Annotated in this window: 18 protein-coding genes; 4 read left to right on the plus strand and 14 right to left on the minus strand. The window is 69.3% G+C overall.

Features of this window, described 5'->3' with window-relative positions:
* Positions 1-31 precede the first annotated feature (31 nt).
* Positions 32-409: an SHOCT domain-containing protein gene (locus tag RT2_RS05300; protein ID WP_371851142.1), complete on the plus strand. Its 378-nt coding sequence runs from the start codon at positions 32-34 to the stop codon at positions 407-409.
* A gap of 177 nt (positions 410-586) precedes the next feature.
* Here RT2_RS05300 and RT2_RS05305 read toward each other — a convergent pair whose 3' ends face one another.
* From RT2_RS05305 to RT2_RS05340, 8 genes are all read right to left on the minus strand, one after another.
* Positions 587-988, minus strand: coding sequence for a DUF1801 domain-containing protein (locus tag RT2_RS05305; RefSeq protein WP_072843464.1), 402 nt, complete (start codon positions 986-988; stop codon positions 587-589).
* Between the two features lie 109 nt (positions 989-1,097).
* Positions 1,098-1,886, minus strand: coding sequence for an SDR family NAD(P)-dependent oxidoreductase (locus tag RT2_RS05310; RefSeq protein WP_072843465.1), 789 nt, complete (start codon positions 1,884-1,886; stop codon positions 1,098-1,100).
* Between the two features lie 108 nt (positions 1,887-1,994).
* Positions 1,995-2,645, minus strand: a complete 651-nt coding sequence (locus tag RT2_RS05315; protein ID WP_072843466.1) for a PaaI family thioesterase — start codon at positions 2,643-2,645, stop codon at positions 1,995-1,997.
* Positions 2,642-3,514 (minus strand): MaoC/PaaZ C-terminal domain-containing protein, encoded by an 873-nt coding sequence (locus tag RT2_RS05320; protein ID WP_072843467.1) that lies wholly within the window; start codon positions 3,512-3,514, stop codon positions 2,642-2,644. Before RT2_RS05320 ends, RT2_RS05315 begins: the two co-directional genes overlap by 4 nt.
* Before the next feature lie 2 nt (positions 3,515-3,516).
* Complete coding sequence (locus RT2_RS05325) at positions 3,517-4,731, minus strand: lipid-transfer protein (protein ID WP_072843468.1); 1,215 nt, start codon at positions 4,729-4,731, stop codon at positions 3,517-3,519.
* A 20-nt stretch (positions 4,732-4,751) separates the two neighbouring features.
* Complete coding sequence (locus RT2_RS05330) at positions 4,752-6,947, minus strand: acyl-CoA dehydrogenase family protein (RefSeq protein ID WP_072843469.1); 2,196 nt, start codon at positions 6,945-6,947, stop codon at positions 4,752-4,754.
* Between the two features lie 82 nt (positions 6,948-7,029).
* Positions 7,030-8,193 (minus strand): steroid 3-ketoacyl-CoA thiolase, encoded by a 1,164-nt coding sequence (locus RT2_RS05335; RefSeq protein ID WP_072843470.1) that lies wholly within the window; start codon positions 8,191-8,193, stop codon positions 7,030-7,032.
* Positions 8,194-8,409: 216 nt separating this feature from the next.
* A complete protein-coding gene (locus RT2_RS05340; protein WP_072843542.1) occupies positions 8,410-9,033 on the minus strand; it encodes a TetR/AcrR family transcriptional regulator in 624 nt (207 codons plus the stop codon).
* Positions 9,034-9,214: 181 nt separating this feature from the next.
* On the opposite strand from RT2_RS05340, the gene RT2_RS05345 reads away from it, so the two are divergent.
* Positions 9,215-10,747, plus strand: coding sequence for an FAD-dependent oxidoreductase (locus RT2_RS05345; RefSeq protein WP_072843471.1), 1,533 nt, complete (start codon positions 9,215-9,217; stop codon positions 10,745-10,747).
* Between the two features lie 68 nt (positions 10,748-10,815).
* Here the strand turns inward: RT2_RS05345 and RT2_RS05350 are convergent, their stop codons facing one another.
* From RT2_RS05350 to RT2_RS05375, 6 genes are all read right to left on the minus strand, one after another.
* Positions 10,816-11,457, minus strand: coding sequence for a CoA transferase subunit B (locus RT2_RS05350; protein WP_072843472.1), 642 nt, complete (start codon positions 11,455-11,457; stop codon positions 10,816-10,818).
* The gene (locus tag RT2_RS05355) at positions 11,454-12,200 is read right to left on the minus strand and encodes a CoA transferase subunit A (protein WP_072843473.1); all 747 of its coding nucleotides are present in this window, start codon (positions 12,198-12,200) and stop codon (positions 11,454-11,456) included. The genes RT2_RS05350 and RT2_RS05355 overlap by 4 nt, the downstream gene beginning before the upstream one ends.
* Positions 12,197-13,384, minus strand: a complete 1,188-nt coding sequence (fahA, locus tag RT2_RS05360; RefSeq protein WP_072843474.1) for a fumarylacetoacetase — start codon at positions 13,382-13,384, stop codon at positions 12,197-12,199. The genes RT2_RS05355 and fahA overlap by 4 nt, the downstream gene beginning before the upstream one ends.
* Positions 13,381-14,259, minus strand: coding sequence for a hypothetical protein (locus tag RT2_RS05365; protein WP_072843475.1), 879 nt, complete (start codon positions 14,257-14,259; stop codon positions 13,381-13,383). Before RT2_RS05365 ends, fahA begins: the two co-directional genes overlap by 4 nt.
* On the minus strand, positions 14,256-15,455 hold the full coding sequence (locus tag RT2_RS05370) for a homogentisate 1,2-dioxygenase (RefSeq protein ID WP_072843476.1): 1,200 nt from the start codon (positions 15,453-15,455) through the stop codon (positions 14,256-14,258). Before RT2_RS05370 ends, RT2_RS05365 begins: the two co-directional genes overlap by 4 nt.
* A 224-nt stretch (positions 15,456-15,679) precedes the next feature.
* Positions 15,680-16,270: a MarR family winged helix-turn-helix transcriptional regulator gene (locus tag RT2_RS05375; protein WP_072843477.1), complete on the minus strand. Its 591-nt coding sequence runs from the start codon at positions 16,268-16,270 to the stop codon at positions 15,680-15,682.
* A 290-nt stretch (positions 16,271-16,560) separates the two neighbouring features.
* On the opposite strand from RT2_RS05375, the gene RT2_RS05380 reads away from it, so the two are divergent.
* Together RT2_RS05380 and RT2_RS05385 are read left to right on the plus strand one after the other, a co-directional pair.
* Positions 16,561-17,244, plus strand: a complete 684-nt coding sequence (locus RT2_RS05380; protein ID WP_072843543.1) for an IclR family transcriptional regulator — start codon at positions 16,561-16,563, stop codon at positions 17,242-17,244.
* A 246-nt stretch (positions 17,245-17,490) separates the two neighbouring features.
* The gene (locus RT2_RS05385) at positions 17,491-19,797 is read left to right on the plus strand and encodes a cytochrome P450/oxidoreductase (RefSeq protein WP_072843478.1); all 2,307 of its coding nucleotides are present in this window, start codon (positions 17,491-17,493) and stop codon (positions 19,795-19,797) included.
* Positions 19,798-19,801: the final 4 nt, after the last annotated feature.

A 19,801-nucleotide genomic window follows, 5' to 3' on the forward strand; every position in this document is an offset into this window, starting at 1 on the left:
GACACGCGCCTGAAGGGGGAATTTCACTGTGATGGATTCGATCTGGGATCTGCTCTGGTACACGCTCTTGGTTTTCGCGTTTGTCGCCTACCTGCTGGTCCTGTTCCAGGTCCTCACCGACCTGTTCCGCGATCGAAAGATGTCGGGCGTTGCCCGCGTCCTGTGGATCATCTTCCTGATCCTCCTGCCGTACCTCACTGCCTTCGTCTACCTGCTCACCCGCGGCAAGGGCATCGCGGAGCGGAACCGCGAGGCAAACGTCGAGGCCAAGCAGGCCGCCGACAGCTACATCCGCGAGGTCGCCGGCCAGTCCGGGGCCGCCCAGATCGCCGAGGCGAAGACACTGCTCGACGCGGGCACCATCACGCAGGCCGAGTTCGAGCAGCTCAAGGCCAAGGCCCTGGTCTGACGCTCGGCTGCGGCTGATCGTTCACCCGTCCGATGTCGGTGGGCGCCATGTCTCCTGCGCCCACCGACCGGCCGAAGCGGCGCTCCCTTCGGAGACAGCCGCATCAGCGGCACTGGGGTCGGGTCACGAGCGAGCACCTGTCCGACGCCCAGTGACCGCCGAATGGCGCTAATCGCATCACTTCCCGCGGCGCGTGCCTGCCGACGACGTGTTCAGTGCCACGGCGGCATGAACGAGTGCCTTCAATGCCTCTTCGTCGACTGCATCGCCCTCATGGAAGTCGATGGCACGCCTGGTGTTGCCTTCGAGGCTGGAATTGAAGAGGGAGGCCGGGTCGGCCAACGACGCGCCCTTGGCAAAGGTCACCTTCACCGCGCTCTTGTACGTCTCACCGGTGCAGATCATGCCGGCGTGCGACCACACCGGGACCCCTCGCCACTTCCACTCCTCCACCACGTCGGGGTCGGCCTGGTGGATGAGACGCCGGATCCGGTCGAGTGTCTCGCCCCGCCAGTCGTCCAACTCCTGGATTCTCGCGTCGATCAGCTGAGAGGGAGTACCTCCGCCTTCTCCGTCCATCGAGCAGCTCCTCACCGGTCGTCCTCGTCACGATTGTCGTCCGTCGATTCGAGTATCCGCGCCGACCGCCGTGACCGCATCGCGAATCGGTTCGGGCCGGGATGACAATTCAGTCCACCTGCGGCGCCCACTGCACACCGTTGATGTGTCCGCCGCCGTCGACGAACATCGTGTTCCCGGTGACGTACCGCGACTCGTCACTCGCCAGGAACGCCACCACCGGACCGATGTCGTCGAGCGGGTCGCCGATGCGTCCCATCGGATTGGCCGAGGCCATCGACGCGGCCATCTCAGGATTGGCGTCGGCCACCCGCTGGTATGCCGCACTCTGCGCGCCGGGGCAGATCACGTTGCAGCACACCTGCTTCGGTGCCCACTCCCGGGCAGCTGTGCGGGTGAGGGTGCGCAGAGCCTCCTTGGCCGCGTTGTAGGACACGGAGTACATGTGCGCATTGACGCCGTTGAGACTGCACATGTTGACCACCCGCCCGGTGCCGTGCTTCGCGAGTTCCGGAAATGCGCGCTGCATCGACCAGAACGCGGCCATCACGGCCATGTCGAAACCGGCGCGCATACTCTCCGCGTCGGTCCTCTCCAGGCGGTCGTACCCGAGTGTGCGCCAAGCATTGTTGACCAGGATGTCGAGCCGGCCGAACTCCTCGACCGCCGCGTCGACCATGGAGTGCACCTGGTCCTGCTCCGTGACGTCGGTGCTCACGAACCTGGCCCGCACGCCCCACTCGTCACGCAGCCACCTTGCGGTGTCGGCGCCCGCACGGGCGTCGATCTCCGCGACCAGCACGTCCGCGCCCTCGCGCGCCAGCGCACCCGCGACGCCGCGGCCGATGCCCATGCCCGCACCGGTGACGATCGCGACCCGTCCGGCCAACTTGCCCATGCTCGCACTCCTCTGCAACAGAAACTTCGGCTCGCTCCGGTCAACCGAATGTCGCATTCGTTCATCTGGACTGAACAAATGCGACATTCGGTCGGGTGCGGGGGTGGGTCAGCGGGGGCGCGGCACCGCCGCGTCGATGAACAGACCCTCGACCGAGACGCACACGTCGCCGGTCTCCGTCTTGATGTCGCCGACGGTGTGGATCTTGCGACCCTCCACCGACATCTGCTTGCCGGTGATCGTCAGCGGCTCGAACAGCGGGGTCGGGCGGTGGTACCGCACGTTCAGCTGCGCGGTCATGCCCGCCTTGCCGCCCCACGCGTTCGCGACGCCGAGCACATGGTCGAGGATCAGCGCCGAGACTCCGCCGTGCACGCACCCGGGAGGTCCCTGGTACGGCAGGGTCAGCGTGACGACGCCCTGTACCGAGCCGTCATCGAGTCCCGCCAGCACCAGCGGCGGCGCGATCGCGTTCTCCGGTCCGGTCACCGGGTCGTGGCGCGTGACGCCCTCGCCACCCCACATGTCGATGAGCCGTTCCGCCACCTCGGGAGCGTGCTCCTCGAGATGGTCGGCGATGCTGTTGAGCTCCTCCGCGACCCGGTCCAGGTTCGCATTGCCCCGGTCGGTGCGCAGCATCGCGTCGATCACGCGGCGGGCCGCGGCGGTCGCCCGGTCCACCGGCGCGTCCTGCGGCGCCGACGTCAGCACCGTCCCGTGTGCGTGGGTCTGGGCGGTGGGGTGCTCGCCGACGTTCAAGACCGAACCTCCATGGTTGCGTGGGTCAGCACGGTCGAGCCGTCCCGTTCCGGACAGGTCGCGAGCAGGGTCAGGCTGTCCCCGTCCCGCCAGACGGAGGTCTCGATCGTCTCGCCCGGGTACACCGACCCCGCGAAGCGCACCGACAGGCTGCGCACCCGCGACGGGTCGCCGTCGAGCAGCCCGTCCACGACCGCCTTGCAGACGATGCCGAACGACGCGAGCCCGTGCAGGATCGGCTGCTCGAACCCGGCCATCTTCGCGAACGCGGGGTCCGCGTGCAGCGGGTTCATGTCGCCGCTGAGCCGGTAGACCAGCGCCTGCTGCGGGCTGGTCGCCGACACCAGCACCGTGTCGGGCGCACGCTCGGGTACGGCCGCGGAGGCCTCGGGTCCGGCGTCCCCGCCGAAACCGCCCTCACCGCGGGCCCAGATCTGCATCTCGGTGGTCCACAACGGGTTTCCGTCGAGGTCTGCGGCGGCCTGTTCGAGCACGATCATCGCGGCCTTGCCCTTGTCCCACACGTTCGCCACCCGGGACGAGACCCGGGCCGCGCCGTTCGCGGGGATCGGGGCGTGCACGGTCAGCGACTGCCCCGCGTGCAGGATCTTGCGCAGGTCGATGTCGATGCCCGGCATGTTCATCCCGGCAGGCTTCAGGTTGCCCGCCGAGACGCCCTGGCCGGCGACCATCGCGAACGTCGGCAGCACCCGCAGGCCCTTTTCGTAGACCCAGCCGAGCTCGGCCGGATCCAGCGAGTTCACACCGGCACCCAGGCCCAGGTGGTAGAGCAGCACGTCGCGCTCGGTCCAGTTTGCCTCGCGGACAGTGGGTTCGGCGGCCAGTGCGGCCGCCACATCGATCGGCATGCTTACTGAGACTCCTTCGAGATGGTGCCGGCCCGGTACAGCGTGACCACGCACGCGCCACCGAGGCCGAGGTTGTGTTGCAGGCCCACGCGGGCGCCGTCGACCTGGCGGGCGTCGGCCTGGCCGCGCAGCTGCCAGGTCAGCTCGGCGCACTGCGCCAGGCCGGTGGCGCCGAGTGGATGCCCCTTCGAGATCAGCCCGCCGGACGGGTTGACGACCCACTGGCCGCCGTACGTGGTGGCGCCGGACTCGACGAGCTTGCCGCCCTCGCCCGCGCCGCACAGGCCGAGGCCCTCGTACGTGATGATCTCGTTGATCGCGAAGCAGTCGTGCAGTTCGATGACGTCGACGTCCTCGATGGTGAGGCCGGACTCGGCGAACACCTGCTCGGCCGCGGCCCGCGTCATCGGGGCCCCGACCACGTCGATCATCGACTGCTCCCCGAACGCCTCCGCGGTGTCGGTGGTGAGCGCCTGGGCGACGATCTCGATCGCCTGGTCCTCGAGGCCGTGCTCGCGCACGAAGCGTTCGCTGACCACGATCGCGGCGCCCGCACCGTCCGAGGTGGGCGAGCACTGCGAGCGGGTGAGCGGGGCGTGGATCATCTTGTCTTCCAACACCTGTGCCAGCGTGTACTCGTCACGGAACTGCGCGTACGGGTTGTTCACCGAGTGCTTGTGGTTCTTCACCGCGACGGACGCGATCTGCTCGACGGTGGTGCCGTAGCGCTCCATGTGCTCGAGCGCCGCGTTGCCGAACAGCTGCGCCGTCATCGGGCCGCGACCCCACTCGTGCTTGGCGGTCATGACCTTGAGGTGGTCGTCGAGCGTGGAGACCTTGGGCACCTCACCGGTTCCGGTGAGGGCCGTCTTGGTCATCTTCTCGAAGCCCACCGCGAGCGCGACGTCGACGATGCCACCCTGCACCCACTCGCGGGCCATCATCAGAGCCGACGACCCGGTGGCGCAGTTGTTGTTGACGTTGACGATCGGGATGCCGGTCAGGCCCGTCTCGTACAGCGCGCGCTGGCCGGCGGCCGACGGCTGGAAGACGTAGCCGACCGCGGCGCGCTGCACCTGGTCGTACGAGACGCCGGCGTCGGCGAGGGCGGCACCCACGGCCTCGGACACCATGTCCGGGTACTGCCAGTCACGAGACTCGATCTTCTCGAACTTGGTCATGCCGACGCCGACGACGAAGGTTCGGTTGGTCCGCATTTGATCCGACACAGTAGAACTCACTTTCCGGGCTCGGGGTCACGCGGGAGCCCGAGGATCCGCTCGCCGATGATGTTCAGCTGAACATTGGTGGTACCACCTGCGATGGACATGCACTGGGAATTGAGGAACATCTGGGTCGCCGACATCCGGTGCTGGTCGCCGAGCAGCGAGGACGGCCCCGCCCACTCCATCGCGACGTCCCACACCTGCTGCAGGTGCTCGACACCGATCAGCTTGGCCACCGAGGACTCCGCGCCCGGCTGGGCGCCGGTGAGCGAACGCAGGGTGGTGCGCAGGCCCAGCAGGCCGCCCGACTGCGCGTCACACAGCACCTTTCCGAGGACGGTGAGCTGCTCGGCGTCGATGCCGCCGGGGAGCGTGTCGACGAGGTCGAGCAGCGCCTCGCCGCCGGAGCCGAGGGACGAGTCGTTCGAGAGCGAGACCCGCTCGTTGGCCAGGGTGGTGCGGGCCAGCTTCCAGCCGTCGCCCGGCCCGCCGACCAGCAACTCGTCCGGGACGAAGACGTCGTCGAAGAACACCTCGTTGAACAGTGCCTCGCCGGTGATTTCGCGCAGCGGCCGGATGTCGAGGCCCTCGGTGTTCCGCATGTCGATCAGGAAGTACGACAGGCCCTTGTGCTTGGGCACGTCGGCATCGGTGCGCGCGAGGCAGATGCCCCAGTGCGCGTCGCGGGCCATCGACGTCCAGACCTTCTGGCCCTGCAGCTTCCAGCCGCCGTCGACCTTGGTGGCCTTGGTGCTCAGGCCGGCGAGGTCGGAACCGGCGCCCGGCTCGGAGAACAGCTGGCACCAGACAATGTCGCCGCGCAGCGACGGCGGCACGAAGCGCGCCAACTGCTCGGCGTTGCCGTGCGCGATCAGGGTCGGGACGACCCAGTTGCCGATGATCATGTCGTGCGGTTCGAGCTCCGCCGCGCGCAGTTCCTCGGCGATCACCAGCTGGCTGACCGCGTCGGCGCCCTTGCCCCAGGGCGCCGCGAAGTGCGGTGCGGTGTAGCCCTTCTCGGCCAGGTACGCGGTGCGCTCGGCACCGGAGAGCTCGACCGCGGCGGCCAGCTCGGCGCGCACGTCGGTGCGCACCTGCTCGGCCTCCGGCGGCAGTTCGACGCTGAGCACGCGACGGGTCCCGTCGACTGTCAGCTGGGCGACGCGGCGACGCCAACTCGCGGTGGAGCCGAGCAGGATGCGCAGCGACTGCGCGCGGCGTAGGTACAGGTGCGCGTCATGCTCCCAGGTGTAGCCGATTCCGCCGAGCACCTGGATGCAGTCCCGGGTGACCGAGAAGCCGGCCTCGACCGCGGTGGCGCCGGCCACGGCCGCCGCGAGGGAGGCCTCGCCCGCGGTGACACCGTTGCCGGGGGTCATCGCCCGCGCCGCGTCCCACGCGCAGACCCGGGCCTGCTCGGCCAGGGTGAGCATCCGCGCGGCCTTGTGCTTGACGCCCTGGAACTGCCCGATCGGCCGCCCGAACTGCTGACGCACCTTCGCGTACTCCGCGGCGGTGGTGACCGCCCAGTCAGCGAGGCCGGACGCCTCCGCGGCGAGGAGCGTCGCGGCCAGGTCCAGCACCCGTTGCGGGTCCACCGCGAGCAGTTCGTCTGCAGCGAGCTCGAGGCCGTCGACGGTGAACTCCGCGTTGCGACGGACCACGTCGTGACTGGGCAGGTCGGTGAGCTCGAGGCGGTCCCTGCGCAGCAGCACCCACGCGGTGACGTCGCCGTCGCGGGCCGCGACGAGGAGGAGGTCCCCGACTTGCCCACCGAGCACGTGGCTGGAGGTGCCCGTCAGCCGGACACCGCCGCCCTCGCGAACCAGGCGCAGCGTCCCCGGCTGCAGCGCGACCGCGCCCAGTGTGGAGCCGTCCGCCAGGCCGGCGAGCTCGCCGGTGCGGCCGGCGTCCGCGAGCACCGCGCTGACCAGCACGGTGGGCAGGAACGGGCCGGGGACCATCGAGCGTCCGAGTTCCTCGACGGCCACGGCGAGCTCGACCAGCCCGTAGCCGGCGCCGCCGACCTCCTCCGGCAGGTGCAGTCCGAGCAGCCCCTGCTCCGCGAGCGCCGCCCAGTACCCGGGACGCTCCTCGCGCTTGGCCTCGACGGCGTCCCGGACGACGGCGGGCGTGGCGTGGCGCGCGGCCCAGCCCCGCACCGAGTCGCGGAGGTCGCGGTCTTCGTCACTCAGTCCAATGGTCATCGACAGTCCTCAAAAAGTAGAAGAAATTCTATAGATCTCGGCGAGCATGGCCCACCCCCGAGGGGTCGGCCGGACTCTCCGGTCAGATGCGTTCGATGACGGTGGCGGTCGACAGGGCGCCGCCGGCGCACATCGCGATCAGCGCGGTGGAGGTGTCCGACCGCTCGAGCTCGTGCAGCGCGGAGGTGATCAGCCGGGCGCCGGTGGAGCCGACGGGGTGGCCGAGCGCGATGGCGCCGCCGTTGACGTTGACTTTGCTCATGTCGGCCTCGAGCACCTGGGCCCAGGACAGCACGACCGCCGCGAAGGCCTCGTTGATCTCGACGCGGTCGATGTCGCCGAGGGTCATGCCGGCCTTGGCCAGCACGTGCCGGGTGGCGTCGATCGGGCCGTCGAGGTGGTAGTACGGGTCGGATCCGACCATGCCCGAGCTGACGATCCGGGCGCGGGGACGCAGGCCCAGCTCCGCGGCCTTCTCCTCGCTCATCAGCAGCACCGCCGCCGCGCCGTCGCTGATCTGCGAGGAGTTGCCCGCGGTGTGGACGCCGCCCTCGACGACCGGCTTGAGCGCAGCCAGGGCCTCGGCGGTGGTCTCGCGCAGGCCGCCGTCGCGGGTGACGGTGACGATCTCGCCGGAGGGGGTGCCCTCCTTGTCGACGACGGGCGCCTGCACCGGCACGATCTCGCGATCGAAACGCCCCTCGGCCCAGGCCTGGGCTGCCCGCCGCTGGGACTCGAGCCCGAGGGCGTCGACGTCGCCGCGATTGATGCCGCGGTTGATCGCGATCCGCTCGACGGACGTGAACTGGTCACCCAGGTCGATGTTCCAGTCGGCCGGGTAGGGCAGGCCGGTGCCCGGCGCCAGCGCCTGCCCGAGGAACACGCGGCTCATCGACTCCACGCCGCAGCCGATGCCGGCGTCGATCTGGCCCGAGGCGATGAGGCCGGCGACCAGGTGCACGGCCTGCTGCGAGGAGCCGCACGCGCAGTCGATCGTGGTCGCTGCGGTGGTGTGCGGCAGTCCCGCGTGCAGCCAGGCGTTTCGCGCGACATTGTTGGACTGCTCGCCGACCTGGGTGACGGCGCCGCCGATGATCTGGCCGATCTGCTCCGGGGCCACCCCGGCACGCTCGAGGACGCCGCGCTGCGCGGCACCGAGCAGTTCGGTGGGGTGCAGGCCGGCCAGGGCGCCGCGGCGACGGCCGATCGGCGTCCGGGCGGCCTCGACGATGACGACATTGCTCATGACAGTTCCCCTTGCTCAGATGCCGACGCACGGCGCCGGGACCGGGGCTCGACCGCGGCGCAGTTCGAGCTCATTTCTGGAATGTATTCTATTTAACATTCGGTGGCAATGGCCGGTCCACACGCCCGTCGTGGCGACGCCTCGAGCACCCCGGACACGACGCGACCCCGGTGCCGCGAGCGGCGACCGGGGTCGTGGACGGGAAAGTGCGAGTGGTCAGCCGCGCCCGGGCGAGCTGGACAGGTCCACCAACAGCAGGTCGCAGGCCGTGCGCAGGTCCGACTCGGTGTCCGGGATCGACGCCCGACCGTTCAGCCCCGACTGGATCAGGCCGAACCACAGGGCGACCATCAACCGGATGACGGTGGTGTCCCGGACGGTCGGCTCCACGATCCCCGCAGACCGGAGCAGCATCGCCTCGAAGTGCCGGTCGATCTTCGCGACGTCCGGAATGGTCGCCGCGTTCGAGCTCGCCGTCGACTGGATCATCGCGGTCGCCAGCTTGGGACGGCGCATCAGCGCACGGTTCGCCCGCAGCAGCAGGTCGTACACCCCGTCGGCCGGCGACGCGAAGGTCCGCGGTCGCCGCGCGAAGCCGTCCGCCATCTGGTCGATCTGGTCCACCATCACCGCGACGAACAGGTGTGTCTTCGACGGGAAGTACCGGTAGAGGGTGCCGATCGCGACCCCCGCCAGCTTCGCCACCTCGTGCATCTGGACCCGCTCGAGGTCCTTCTCCGCTGCAAGCTGCGCGGCCGCGTCCAGGATCCGGCCGTGCCGGGCCACCTGTTCCACCGAACTCGGTTCGGCCGCGTCCCGCGCTTCCGAAAGCCTCGGCATGATCCCCACCTTCTGTTCACACTTCACATACGCCGGTCAATCCTTACATCTGTAGAGCATGCACGACCCCGGGTTCCGCTCAGTGGGAATACGGGTCCCGCCGAGGACCCTCCTGCGATTGCCTTTTGCCGGTGAGTCGACACTGCCCAGTGCGTCGACCGGCACGATGGAGGGAAATCCAATGCAGGCTTGGACCGACGAGTTCGACGTGGTGGTGGTGGGGTCCGGCGGCGGCGCCCTGACCGGTGCATACGCTGCGGCGTCACAGGGGCTGCGCACCGTAGTGCTGGAGAAGACCGACCTGTTCGGCGGCACCTCCTCGTACTCTGGCGCCTCCATCTGGCTGCCGGGCACTCAGGTCCAGGAGCGCGCGGCCCTGCCCGACTCCACCGAGAACGCCCGCACCTACCTCCGTTCCCTGCTCGGCGACGCCGAGGCGGCGCGGCAGGACGCCTACGTCGACACCGCCCCCGCCGTCGTCGCGCTGCTCGAGCAGGACCCGAACATCGAGTTCGAGTTCCGGGCCTTTCCCGACTACTACAAGGCCGAGGGCCGGATGGACACCGGCCGCTCGATCAACCCGCTCGACCTCGACCCGGCCGCCATCGGCGACCTGGCCGACCAGGTGCGTCCCGAGCTGGACCAGGACCGCACCGGGCAGGGCCACGCACCCGGCCCGATGATCGGTGGACGGGCCCTGATCGGACGCCTGCTCGCCGCAGTGGTGGGCACCGGGAACGCCGTGCTGCGCACCGGTGTCCGGGTCACCGGCCTCGTCGTCGAGGACGGTCGCGTGGTCGGTGTCGAGGCGGAGAGCAACGGCGAGAAGCTGCGCATCGGCGGCAGCCACGGCGTGCTGATGGCCGCCGGCGGCATCGAGGGCAACGCGGAGGTGCGCGAGCAGTCCGGCACCCCCGGCAAGGCGGCCTGGAGCATGGGTCCGTTCGGCGCCAACACCGGCGAGGCGATCGCTGCCGGCGTCGCGGCAGGCGGCGCCACCGCGCTGCTGGACCAGGCCTGGTTCTGCCCCGGCGTCGAGCAGCCGGACGGCTCGGCCGCGTTCCTGGTCGGCATCCGCGGCGGCATCGTGGTCGACGCGACCGGCGAGCGCTACCTGAACGAGTCGCTGCCCTACGACCAGTTCGGCCGGGCCATGCACGCACGCAACACAACCGGCGATGCCGTCCCGTCGTGGATGATCTTCGACTCGCGCGAGGGTGGCGGGCTGCCCGGCATCAGCATCCCGAACACCGCGCCCGCGAAGCACCTCGAGGCCGGCACCTGGGTGCAGGCGGACACCCTCGAGGAACTCGCCGCCAAGACGGGGCTGCCCGCGGAGGCGCTGCGCGCCAGCGTCGAGCAGTTCAACGGCTTCGCCAAGACCGGCGTCGACGAGCAGTTCCACCGCGGTGAGGACCCGTACGACGCGTTCTTCTGCCCGCCCAACGGCGGCCCGAACGCGGCCCTGACGGCGATCGAGAACGGCCCGTTCTACGCGGCGCGGATCGTACTCAGCGACCTCGGCACCAAGGGCGGCCTGGTCACCGACGTCGACGCCCGGGTGCTGCGCGCCGACGGCACCGTCGTCGAGGGCCTCTACGCGGCCAGCAACACCAGCGCCTCGCTGAGCGGCGCCTTCTACCCCGGCCCCGGCGTCCCGCTGGGCACCGCGATGGTGTTCTCCTACCGCGCGGCGCAGCACATGGCACGCTGACCACCTGAGCGGAACACGACGACGGCCCCGCCCGACCGAGAGGTCGGACGGGGCCGTGGCCTTCCGGTTCAGACTGTCAGTTCGACGACCAGCTCGGCGCCGGTCGATTCCTGCACCTGCTCGACCGTCACGCCGGGCGCGAGTTCACGCAGCACCAGTTTCTCGCCCTCGACGTCGATCACGGCCAGATTCGTGATGATCCGCTGCACCACGCCCTTACCGGTCAACGGCAACGTGCACTCGTCCACGATCTTGGCGCCGCCGTCCCGGTCGGTGTGTTCCATGACCACGATGACCCTCCGGGCGCCGTGCACCAGGTCCATCGCGCCGCCCATGCCCTTGACCATCTTGCCCGGCACCATCCAATTGGCGAGGTCGCCGTTCCGCGAGACCTGCATGCCACCGAGAACCGCGGTGTCGATGTGCCCACCGCGAATCATGCCGAACGACAACGCCGAATCGAAGAACGCCGCACCTGGATTCACCGTGACGGTCTCCTTGCCCGCGTTGATCAGGTCCGGGTCGACCTTGTCCTCCGCCGGGTACGGACCGGTGCCGAGGATGCCGTTCTCCGAGTGCAGAACCACCTTCACACCGTCGGGGAGGTAGTTGGGGATCAAGGTCGGCAACCCGATCCCCAGGTTCACGTACTCGCCGTCAATCATCTCGGCCGCGGCGCGCGCGGCCATCTGCTCCCGTGACCAGCTCATGCCGACACCGTCCGCTTCTCGATTCGCTTGTCCTGCAGGCCCGTCTGCACCACTCGCTGGACGAACACCCCCGGCAGGTGCACCTGCGCGGGATCGAGTTCACCCGGCTCGACCAGCCTCTCGACCTGGGCGATGGTGACCCGGCCGGCCATCGCGGCCAGCGGGTTGAAGTTCATCGCGGTCTTGTTGAACACCAGGTTGCCCTCGGTGTCGCCGATCTCGGCGTGCACCAGCGCGTAGTCCGCGACGATCGACTCCTCGAGCACGAAGGTCTTGCCGCCGAACTCCCGCGTCTCCTTCGCCGGTGACGCGATCGCGACCGAACCGTCGGCGTGGTAACGCCACGGCAGCCCACCCTCGGACACCGGGGTGCCGACGCCGGCCGGGGTGAAGAACGCGGGGATCCCCGCGCCGCCGGCCCGCAGCCGCTCGGCGAGCGTGCCCTGCGGCGTCAACTCCACCTCCAGCTCACCCGAGAGGTACTGACGGGCGAACTCCTTGTTCTCGCCGACGTACGACGCAGTCACCCGGCGGATCTGACGCGCGGACAGGAGAATTCCCAGACCGCAGTCGTCGACGCCACAGTTGTTGGAGAACACCTCGAGCCCGGACACACCGCGCTCGGCGAGCCCGTCGATCAGCGCGTTCGGGATTCCGCACAGGCCGAACCCGCCGACGGCCAGCGAGGCACCGTCCTGAACGTCCGCGACGGCCTCGGCCGCGCTCGCGTAGACCTTGCTCATCGGGCACCGTCCGTCACGGCCGGGAGGATTCGGGCGCGGACCTCGCCGAAACCGATGCGGGAGCCGTCGGCGCCGGGGGCGGTCGCGGAGATCGAGACCTCGTCCCCGTCCTCGAGGAAGGTGCGCTGCTCGTCACCGACGGCGACGGGTTCGGCCCCGCCCCAGGTCAGTTCGATGAACGCGCCTCGCTGATCCTTCTCCGGACCCGAGATGGTGCCGGACCCGAACAGGTCGCCCGTGCTGGCCGCGGCACCGTTGACGGTGGTGTGCGCGAGCATCTGCGCGGGCGACCAGTACATCTGCGCGTACGGCGGGCGCGAGACGACGTGCCCGTTCCACTCGACCTGGAGATCGATGTCCAGGCCCCACTTCTCGTCGCCCTGCAGGTACGGCAGCGGCGTCGGATCCTGGGCCGGGGTGTCGACGCGGGCCGCCTCGAGGGCGAGCAGCGGGACGACCCACGGGGAGATGGAGGTCGCGAAGCTCTTGCCCAGGTTCGGGCCCAGCGGCACGTACTCCCAGGCCTGGATGTCGCGGGCGGACCAGTCGTTGAGGATCACGGCGCCGAAGCAGTGCTCGGCGAACTGGTCCGGGGTGATCGACGAGCCCATCGGCGAACCGACGCCGACGACGAAGCCCATCTCGGCCTCGATGTCGAGGCGGATCGACGGACCGAACGACGGCGCCGCGTCGGCCGGAGCCTTGCGCTGACCGCACGGGCGCACGATGTCGGTGCCCGACACCACGACGGTGCTGGAGCGGCCGTGGTAGCCGACCGGCAGGTGCTTCCAGTTCGGCATCAGCGCAGCGGAATCCGGGCGGAAGAGCCGTCCGAGGTTGGTCGCGTGGTTCTCCGATGCGTAGAAGTCGACGTAGTCCGCGACCGCAATCGGCAGGTGCATCGTGACGTCGCCGATCCCGAAGACCGCGGCGTCGGCGATCTCGCCGGCGACCAGTTCGGTGATCTGTGCGCGGACCGCGACCCAGCGTTCGCGGCCCTGGGCCATGAAGGCGTTGAGGGTCGGCTGCGCGAACACGTCGTCGCCGAGGGCCTTCGCGAGGTCGACGACGCTGTCGCCCACCCGGACACCCACCCGTGGGCCGGAATCCGCCGTCGAGAAGACGCCGTACGGCAGGTTTGCGACGCCGAAGAGCGATTCGTCGGAGATGGAGATGACTGTCATGCGATGGATCCTTCGTCGAGGGTCGTGGAAACAGTGGCGGGCACCAACCCGAGGTCGACCAGTTCGGTCAGCGGGTCACCGATGCTGCAGGTGCCGAAGGACAGGAAGCACGCACGCAGCGTGTCCACCGCCTCGGCGGGCAGGGCTGCCAGTTCGGCGGCCAGCCGAGCCCCGTCCCGGTCGGCGAGCGTCGCGGCGATCTCCTCGGCACCCGCACCGACGGCGGCCCGATGGGTGGCCAGCATGACGTTGAGGAAGCCATGCTGCTCGAATCCCGTGTCCGGGTCCGTGTTCCGGACTGCGTGGTGCAGTCCTGCGGTCGCCTTGAATCGCCCGCCCGATCCAGCGACGGCCGAGATCGCGGCGGCCAGTTCGGCCTCGTCCGGGTAGGCGGCAGCCACGACGCCGCCGGTGCGGAACTTCGCCGCGTATGGCGTGCCGGCCAGTCCGCCGAGAACGTCGGCGCGACGGTCGTCCCGCGGCACCTCGACAAAGATGTCCACACCCGGTGCCGCCGTGGCGATCTCGTCGAGCGCAGCGAACAGGTCCGCCGTGGCCTGCCCCTCCGGCACGGCGATCTCCATGGCGACCAGCGTCGCGCCGTCGATGGCGCGCAGCTTCTCGAGCGCCGCCGGAACGGCGTCGGTGCCGCCGGGCACGGTCAGGCTCAGCTCGAGCTTGCCGGCCTGCGCCGCGACGATCGCGGGCAGCTCATCCAGCCGCGGCGCCGGAAACACGAACGGCCCCACCAACGCAGCGTGGTCACTGCACAGGTGGGCGAGGTGCGCGGGCACCGCGGCGTCCATCGGCGCATTCCCGGGGGGAAACAGCGCCGCGTCGTCGCACAGGCCCTTCAGCAGAGGAGAAATGGTCACTTGGCGGGCCCCCGTCCTGACCAGGACCACGCGTAGGCGTCGTCCTCACAGGCCAGCGCGCCCTCCCCCAGCTCGAGCGGACGGAAGGTGTCGACCATGACCGCAAGCTCGTCGAAGAACTCGACGCCGATGCTGCGCTCGTACGCGCCCGGCTGCGGGCCGTGCGCGTGACCGCCGGGGTGGATCGAGATCGAGCCCTGGCCGATGCCCGAGCCCTTGCGGGCCTCGTAGTCGCCGCCGACGTAGAACATGATCTCGTCGGAGTCCACGTTGGAGTGGTAGTACGGCACCGGGATCGACAGCGGGTGGTAGTCGACCTTGCGCGGCACGAAGTTGCAGATGACGAAGTTGTCGCCCTCGAACGCCTGATGCGCCGGCGGCGGCTGGTGCACGCGACCGGTGATGGGCTCGTAGTCGGAGATGTTGAACGTGTACGGGTACAGGCAGCCGTCCCAGCCGACGACGTCGAACGGGTGCGTCGGGTAGACCATCCGGGTGCCGACGATGCCCCGGGAGGTGCGGTGCTTGACCAGGACCTCCACGTCGGTGCCCTCGGCCAGCAGGGGCGCCGCGGGGCCGTGCAGGTCACGCTCGCAGAACGGGGCGTTCTCGAGCAGCTGACCGAACCGGGAGAGGTACCGCTTGGGCGGCACGATGTGACTGTTCGCCTCGATGGCGTAGGCACGCAAGGCCTTCTCGCCCTTCGGGATCCAGCGGTGGGTGGTGGCCCGCGGGATCAGCACGTAGTCGCCTTCGCGGGCTTCGAGCACGCCGAAGACGGTCTCGACGGTCGCCTCACCGGATTCGACGTAGACCATCTCGTCGCCGATCGAGTTGCGGTAGAGCGGCGACTCATTCGCCGCGACCACGTACGACAGGCGCACGTCGGCGTTGCCGAGGATCAGCCGGCGACCGGTCACGACATCGGTCTCGGCCCAGGTCTCCTCCGGGAAGAGGTCGTGGAGCTTGAGGTGACGCGGCTTGAGCGGGTGGTTCGGGGTGGTGCTCTGGTCCCGCAGTTCCCACACCGTCGCGTCGACGATGGCCGACGGAATCTCGCGGTGGTAGAGCAGCGAGGAGTCCGAGGAGAAGCCCTCCTCTCCCATCAGCTCCTCGAAGTAGAGGGCTCCTGCGTCGTCCCGGTGCTGGGTGTGACGCTTCGGCGGAACATTGCCGAGCTGCCGATAGAACGCCATGGCCGGCCTCCTGTGTCGTCGTGCCCCGGTCGAACCGAGGTGGGTGGTCGTCACGTCGGCGGAGCCGCGACGCGAGCGGCGCCCGCCGGTCTCAGGGCGAGCGATGCTCGCAGATTCCCACCGAAGTTAGTAAACAGATTAACTAATTCGCCGGCATGGGCGCAACCATCGGACCGATCCAATTTTCGGAATGCGACCGGACCCGGGCGCCGGGCCGGGAAGCGTCAGTTCCGTCCGCGGACGTCGAACTGGCTACGGTTGGTGATCAACTTGTCCAGCAACATCACGAGAATGTGCTGCTCAGCCTCGGTGAGCACGCTCGCCCACGCGTACTCGCGCTCGTTGTGCTCCCGGTAGGTCTCGGCCATCTCCCGCCGGCCCTTGTCGGTGAGGGACAGCTGCACCGACCGACCGTCCCGCTCGTCCGGCGCCCGGTCCAGCAGACCGCTCGCGACCAGCGACTTCGTCAGGTTCGAGACGGCAGCGCGACTCATCCCGGTGAGGCCGGCCGCGGTCTTGGACTCGATCGGACCCGCCAGCCAGGTCACGAACAACAGCCGGAACGCGGACCATGACAACCCCCTGGGCCGGTGCACCGAGGACTCCAGGTCGTAGGTGACCACGTTCGCGGCGCGATTGAGGGTGAGCAGGACCTGCGTCGCCAGCTGGTGACTGGACCCGTACTCGGTGCTCAGCCGCTGGTTGGCGAGGTCGATGAACGACCAGAAGTCGAGCGGGCCGGGCGCGGCCTCGGCCGGCTCCCGGGCCTCCGTCGCGCCGCCCTGGTCCCTCGTCACACCTTCGCCCCTGGTCATCAGTCCACCCTCTCGCGGCCACCCTATCGCGGCGCAACCCCCGGCCCGCACGGCTCGTGCGGCGTCCGCAAGTGTGTGCCATCGCGAACATTTAGTATATCCCTGAACTATTTCCCTGGTCGGTAACCCGGCCAGGCGCCGCGGCCGGGGATTTCCACGAGCCGCCCACCCGGACCGCGGCACAGACTGTGCCGCAAGGGGTTATTCGCCCCGGCTACTGTCTGCACACAGGACTTCCCCTCGAATTCCGCCTCGACAACGAGCGCGGACGAAACCCCGACAGGATGAACATGAGCACCCTGCAGACCCTCGATCGTGGGCTGCGCGCGCTCGACATCGTCGCCCAGGCGCCCGCCGGAATCTCGGTCGCGGACCTGGCGAAGGAGCTCGACGTGCATCGGGCGATCTGCTATCGGATCGTCGCCACCCTGGAGGCGCATGCACTCGTAACCCGCGCCGAAGACGGCCGCATTCGGCTCGGGGTGGGCGCCGCGGTGCTCGCCTCCCGCTTCGAGCCGCAGTTCGCCCGCGACGTCCAACCGCTGCTCCGCGCCCTCGCGAACGAGACGCGGGCGACCGCCTTCGTCTCCGTCGCAGAAGCCGCGGACTGCGTGGTCATCATGGTCGCCGAACCCGAGGGCACCCTGCTGAAGGTCGGCTACCGCGTCGGCAGCCGGCATCCCCTCGACCAGGGCGCCGCTGGAATCGCGATCCTTGCGATGCGGCCTGAACAGCCCCGCGACTCGGACGCCGTGCGGCAGGCGCGCGCCGACGGCTTCAGCCTCACCCGTGGCCAGCTCGAACACGGCGCCGTGGGTATCGCGGCCGGAATCGTGCTGCCCGCCAACCTCGCCGCCACCGCCGGGTTCGAGCGCAGCGTCGGCGTCGTCGCGATCGACGGCCTCGACACCGACCAGGCCGCCGTGGCCGTGCAGCGGACCGCGCGGCGACTCGCGGTACTGGTGGCCGTCTGATCCCGACCGCCTGAGCAGACACGACCGCAGGCCGGCGCCCCACTGGGGGCGTCGGCCTTCTTCGTCTGCCGCGCACGCCCTCGCCGCGCAAACCGGGAGTCGCGGACCAGCCCGTTCGGGCCGCTGAGCGGGGCCGCCTTGACCCCGAATGTGACCGCGCTTACTCTGTGCGAAGTTCGCTCACCGATACAGGATGTGCGCTATTAGTAACTTTGCAGTTCAAGACAGTTCGGAGAAGTCAAAGTCATGAGCCTGTGCCCGATCGACCACACCGCCCTGCAGAACACGGGGTGCCCGGTTTCCGCGAATGCCGCCGCCTTCGACCCGTTCGAGGGCCCGTACCAGGTGGACCCTGCCGCGTCGCTGCGCTGGTCGCGCGACGAGGAGCCGGTGTTCTTCAGCCCCGAAACCGGCTACTGGGTGGTCACCCGGTACGAGGACGTCAAGGCCGTGTTCCGCGACAACATCCTGTTCTCGCCGTCGATCGCACTCGAGAAGATCACCCCGGTATCCGACGAGGCGACGGCGACGCTCGCGAAGTACGACTACGCGATGTCACGCACCCTCGTGAACGAGGACGAGCCCGCACACATGCCGCGCCGGCGGGTGCTCATGGACCCGTTCACCCCCAAGGAACTCGTCCACCACGAGCCGATGGTGCGGCGCCTCACCCGCGAGTACGTGGACCGCTTCGTCGAGACCGGCCGCGCCGACCTGGTCGACGAGATGCTCTGGGAGGTCCCCCTCACCGTCGCCCTGCACTTCCTCGGGGTGCCCGAGGAGGACATGGACGAGCTGCGCAAGTACTCCATCGCGCACACCGTCAACACGTGGGGCCGGCCCGCACCCGAGCAGCAGGTCGCGGTCGCCGAGGCGGTCGGCAAGTTCTGGCAGTACGCCGGCCAGGTTCTCGAGAAGATGCGCAGGGACCCGTCGGGCCACGGCTGGATGCCGTTCGGCATCCGCATGCAGCAGGAGCAGCCTGATGTCGTCACCGACTCCTATCTGCACTCGATGATGATGGCGGGAATCGTTGCGGCACACGAGACCACGGCCAACGCGTCGGCCAACGCCTTCCGTCTGCTGCTCGAGAACCGCGGCGTCTGGGAGGAGATCTGCGCCGATCCGAGCCTGATCCCCAATGCCGTCGAGGAGTGCCTGCGCCATTCGGGTTCGGTGGCAGCCTGGCGCCGTCTGGTCACCGCCGACACCACGATCGGCGGGATCGACATCCCAGAGGGCTCGAAGCTGCTGATCGTCACGTCGTCCGCGAACCACGACGAGCGGCACTTCGACAACGGCGACGAATTCGACATCCGCCGCGAGAACTCCAGCGACCACCTCACTTTCGGCTACGGAAGCCACCAGTGCCTGGGCAAGAACCTCGCCCGCATGGAGATGCAGATCTTCCTCGAGGAGTTCACCAAGCGTCTGCCGCACATGGAGCTCGTGCCGAACCAGGAGTTCACCTACCTGCCCAACACCTCGTTCCGTGGACCGGACCACGTTCTGGTGCAGTGGGATCCGGCGAAGAACCCGGAGCGCACCGATCCGTCGATCCTCGACAACCGCCAGCCGGTCAAAATCGGCGAACCGTCCAAGACCAACCTCGCCCGGACCGTCACCGTCGACGCGATCACCCCGGCCGCCGACGGCGTCGTGCGCGTGACCCTGTCGGATCCGTCGGGCAAGGCGCTGCCGAAGTGGACCCCGGGTTCGCACATCGACGTCGACCTCGGCGACCTGTCCCGGCAGTACTCGCTGTGCGGCGACCCGAACGACCTGTCCACGTACGAGATCGCGGTCCTCGAGGAGCCCGAGAGCCGCGGCGGTTCGCGCTACGTGCACCGCACTCTCGAGGCCGGCCACACCCTGAGGATGCGCGGTCCGCGCAACCACTTCAAGCTCGATCCCGACGCCGAGCGTTACGTGTTCATCGCCGGCGGCATCGGCGTCACACCGATCACCGCGATGGCCGACCACGCGAAGGCCGTCGGCCGGGACTACGAGATCCATTACTGCGGACGCGATGTCGCGACGATGGCACTGCTCGACCGGCTGACCGCCGACCACGGCGACCGTCTCACCGTGCACGCGAGCGCCGCCGGCAACCGCCTCGACATCCCGGCCCTGCTCGCGACGCCGGTGGACGGCACCCAGATCTACTCGTGCGGGCCCGAACGCCTGCTGTCCGCCCTCGAGGAGGCCTGCGCGCACTGGCCCGAGGACTCGCTGCATGTCGAGCACTTCACCTCAAATCTCGCGACCCTGGACCCGGCCAACGAGCACTCCTTCGAGGTGGAGCTCCGCGACTCGGGTCTGACCATCCAGGTCGCTGCCGACCAGACGGTGCTCGACGCCCTGCGGGCGTCGAACATCGACATCCAGAGCGACTGCGAGGAGGGACTGTGCGGATCGTGCGAAGCCCCCGTCCTCGACGGCGAGGTGGATCACCGCGACATGGTGCTCACCAAAGCCGAACGGGCTCAGAACAAGTCGATGATGACCTGCTGCTCCCGCGCGTGTGGCACAAAGGTCACCCTCGCGCTCTGACCCA

Origin of the sequence: Rhodococcus tukisamuensis NBRC 100609 (assembly GCF_001894985.1) — a bacterium.
Taxonomy (GTDB): Bacteria; Actinomycetota; Actinomycetes; order Mycobacteriales; family Mycobacteriaceae; genus Rhodococcus_G; species Rhodococcus_G tukisamuensis.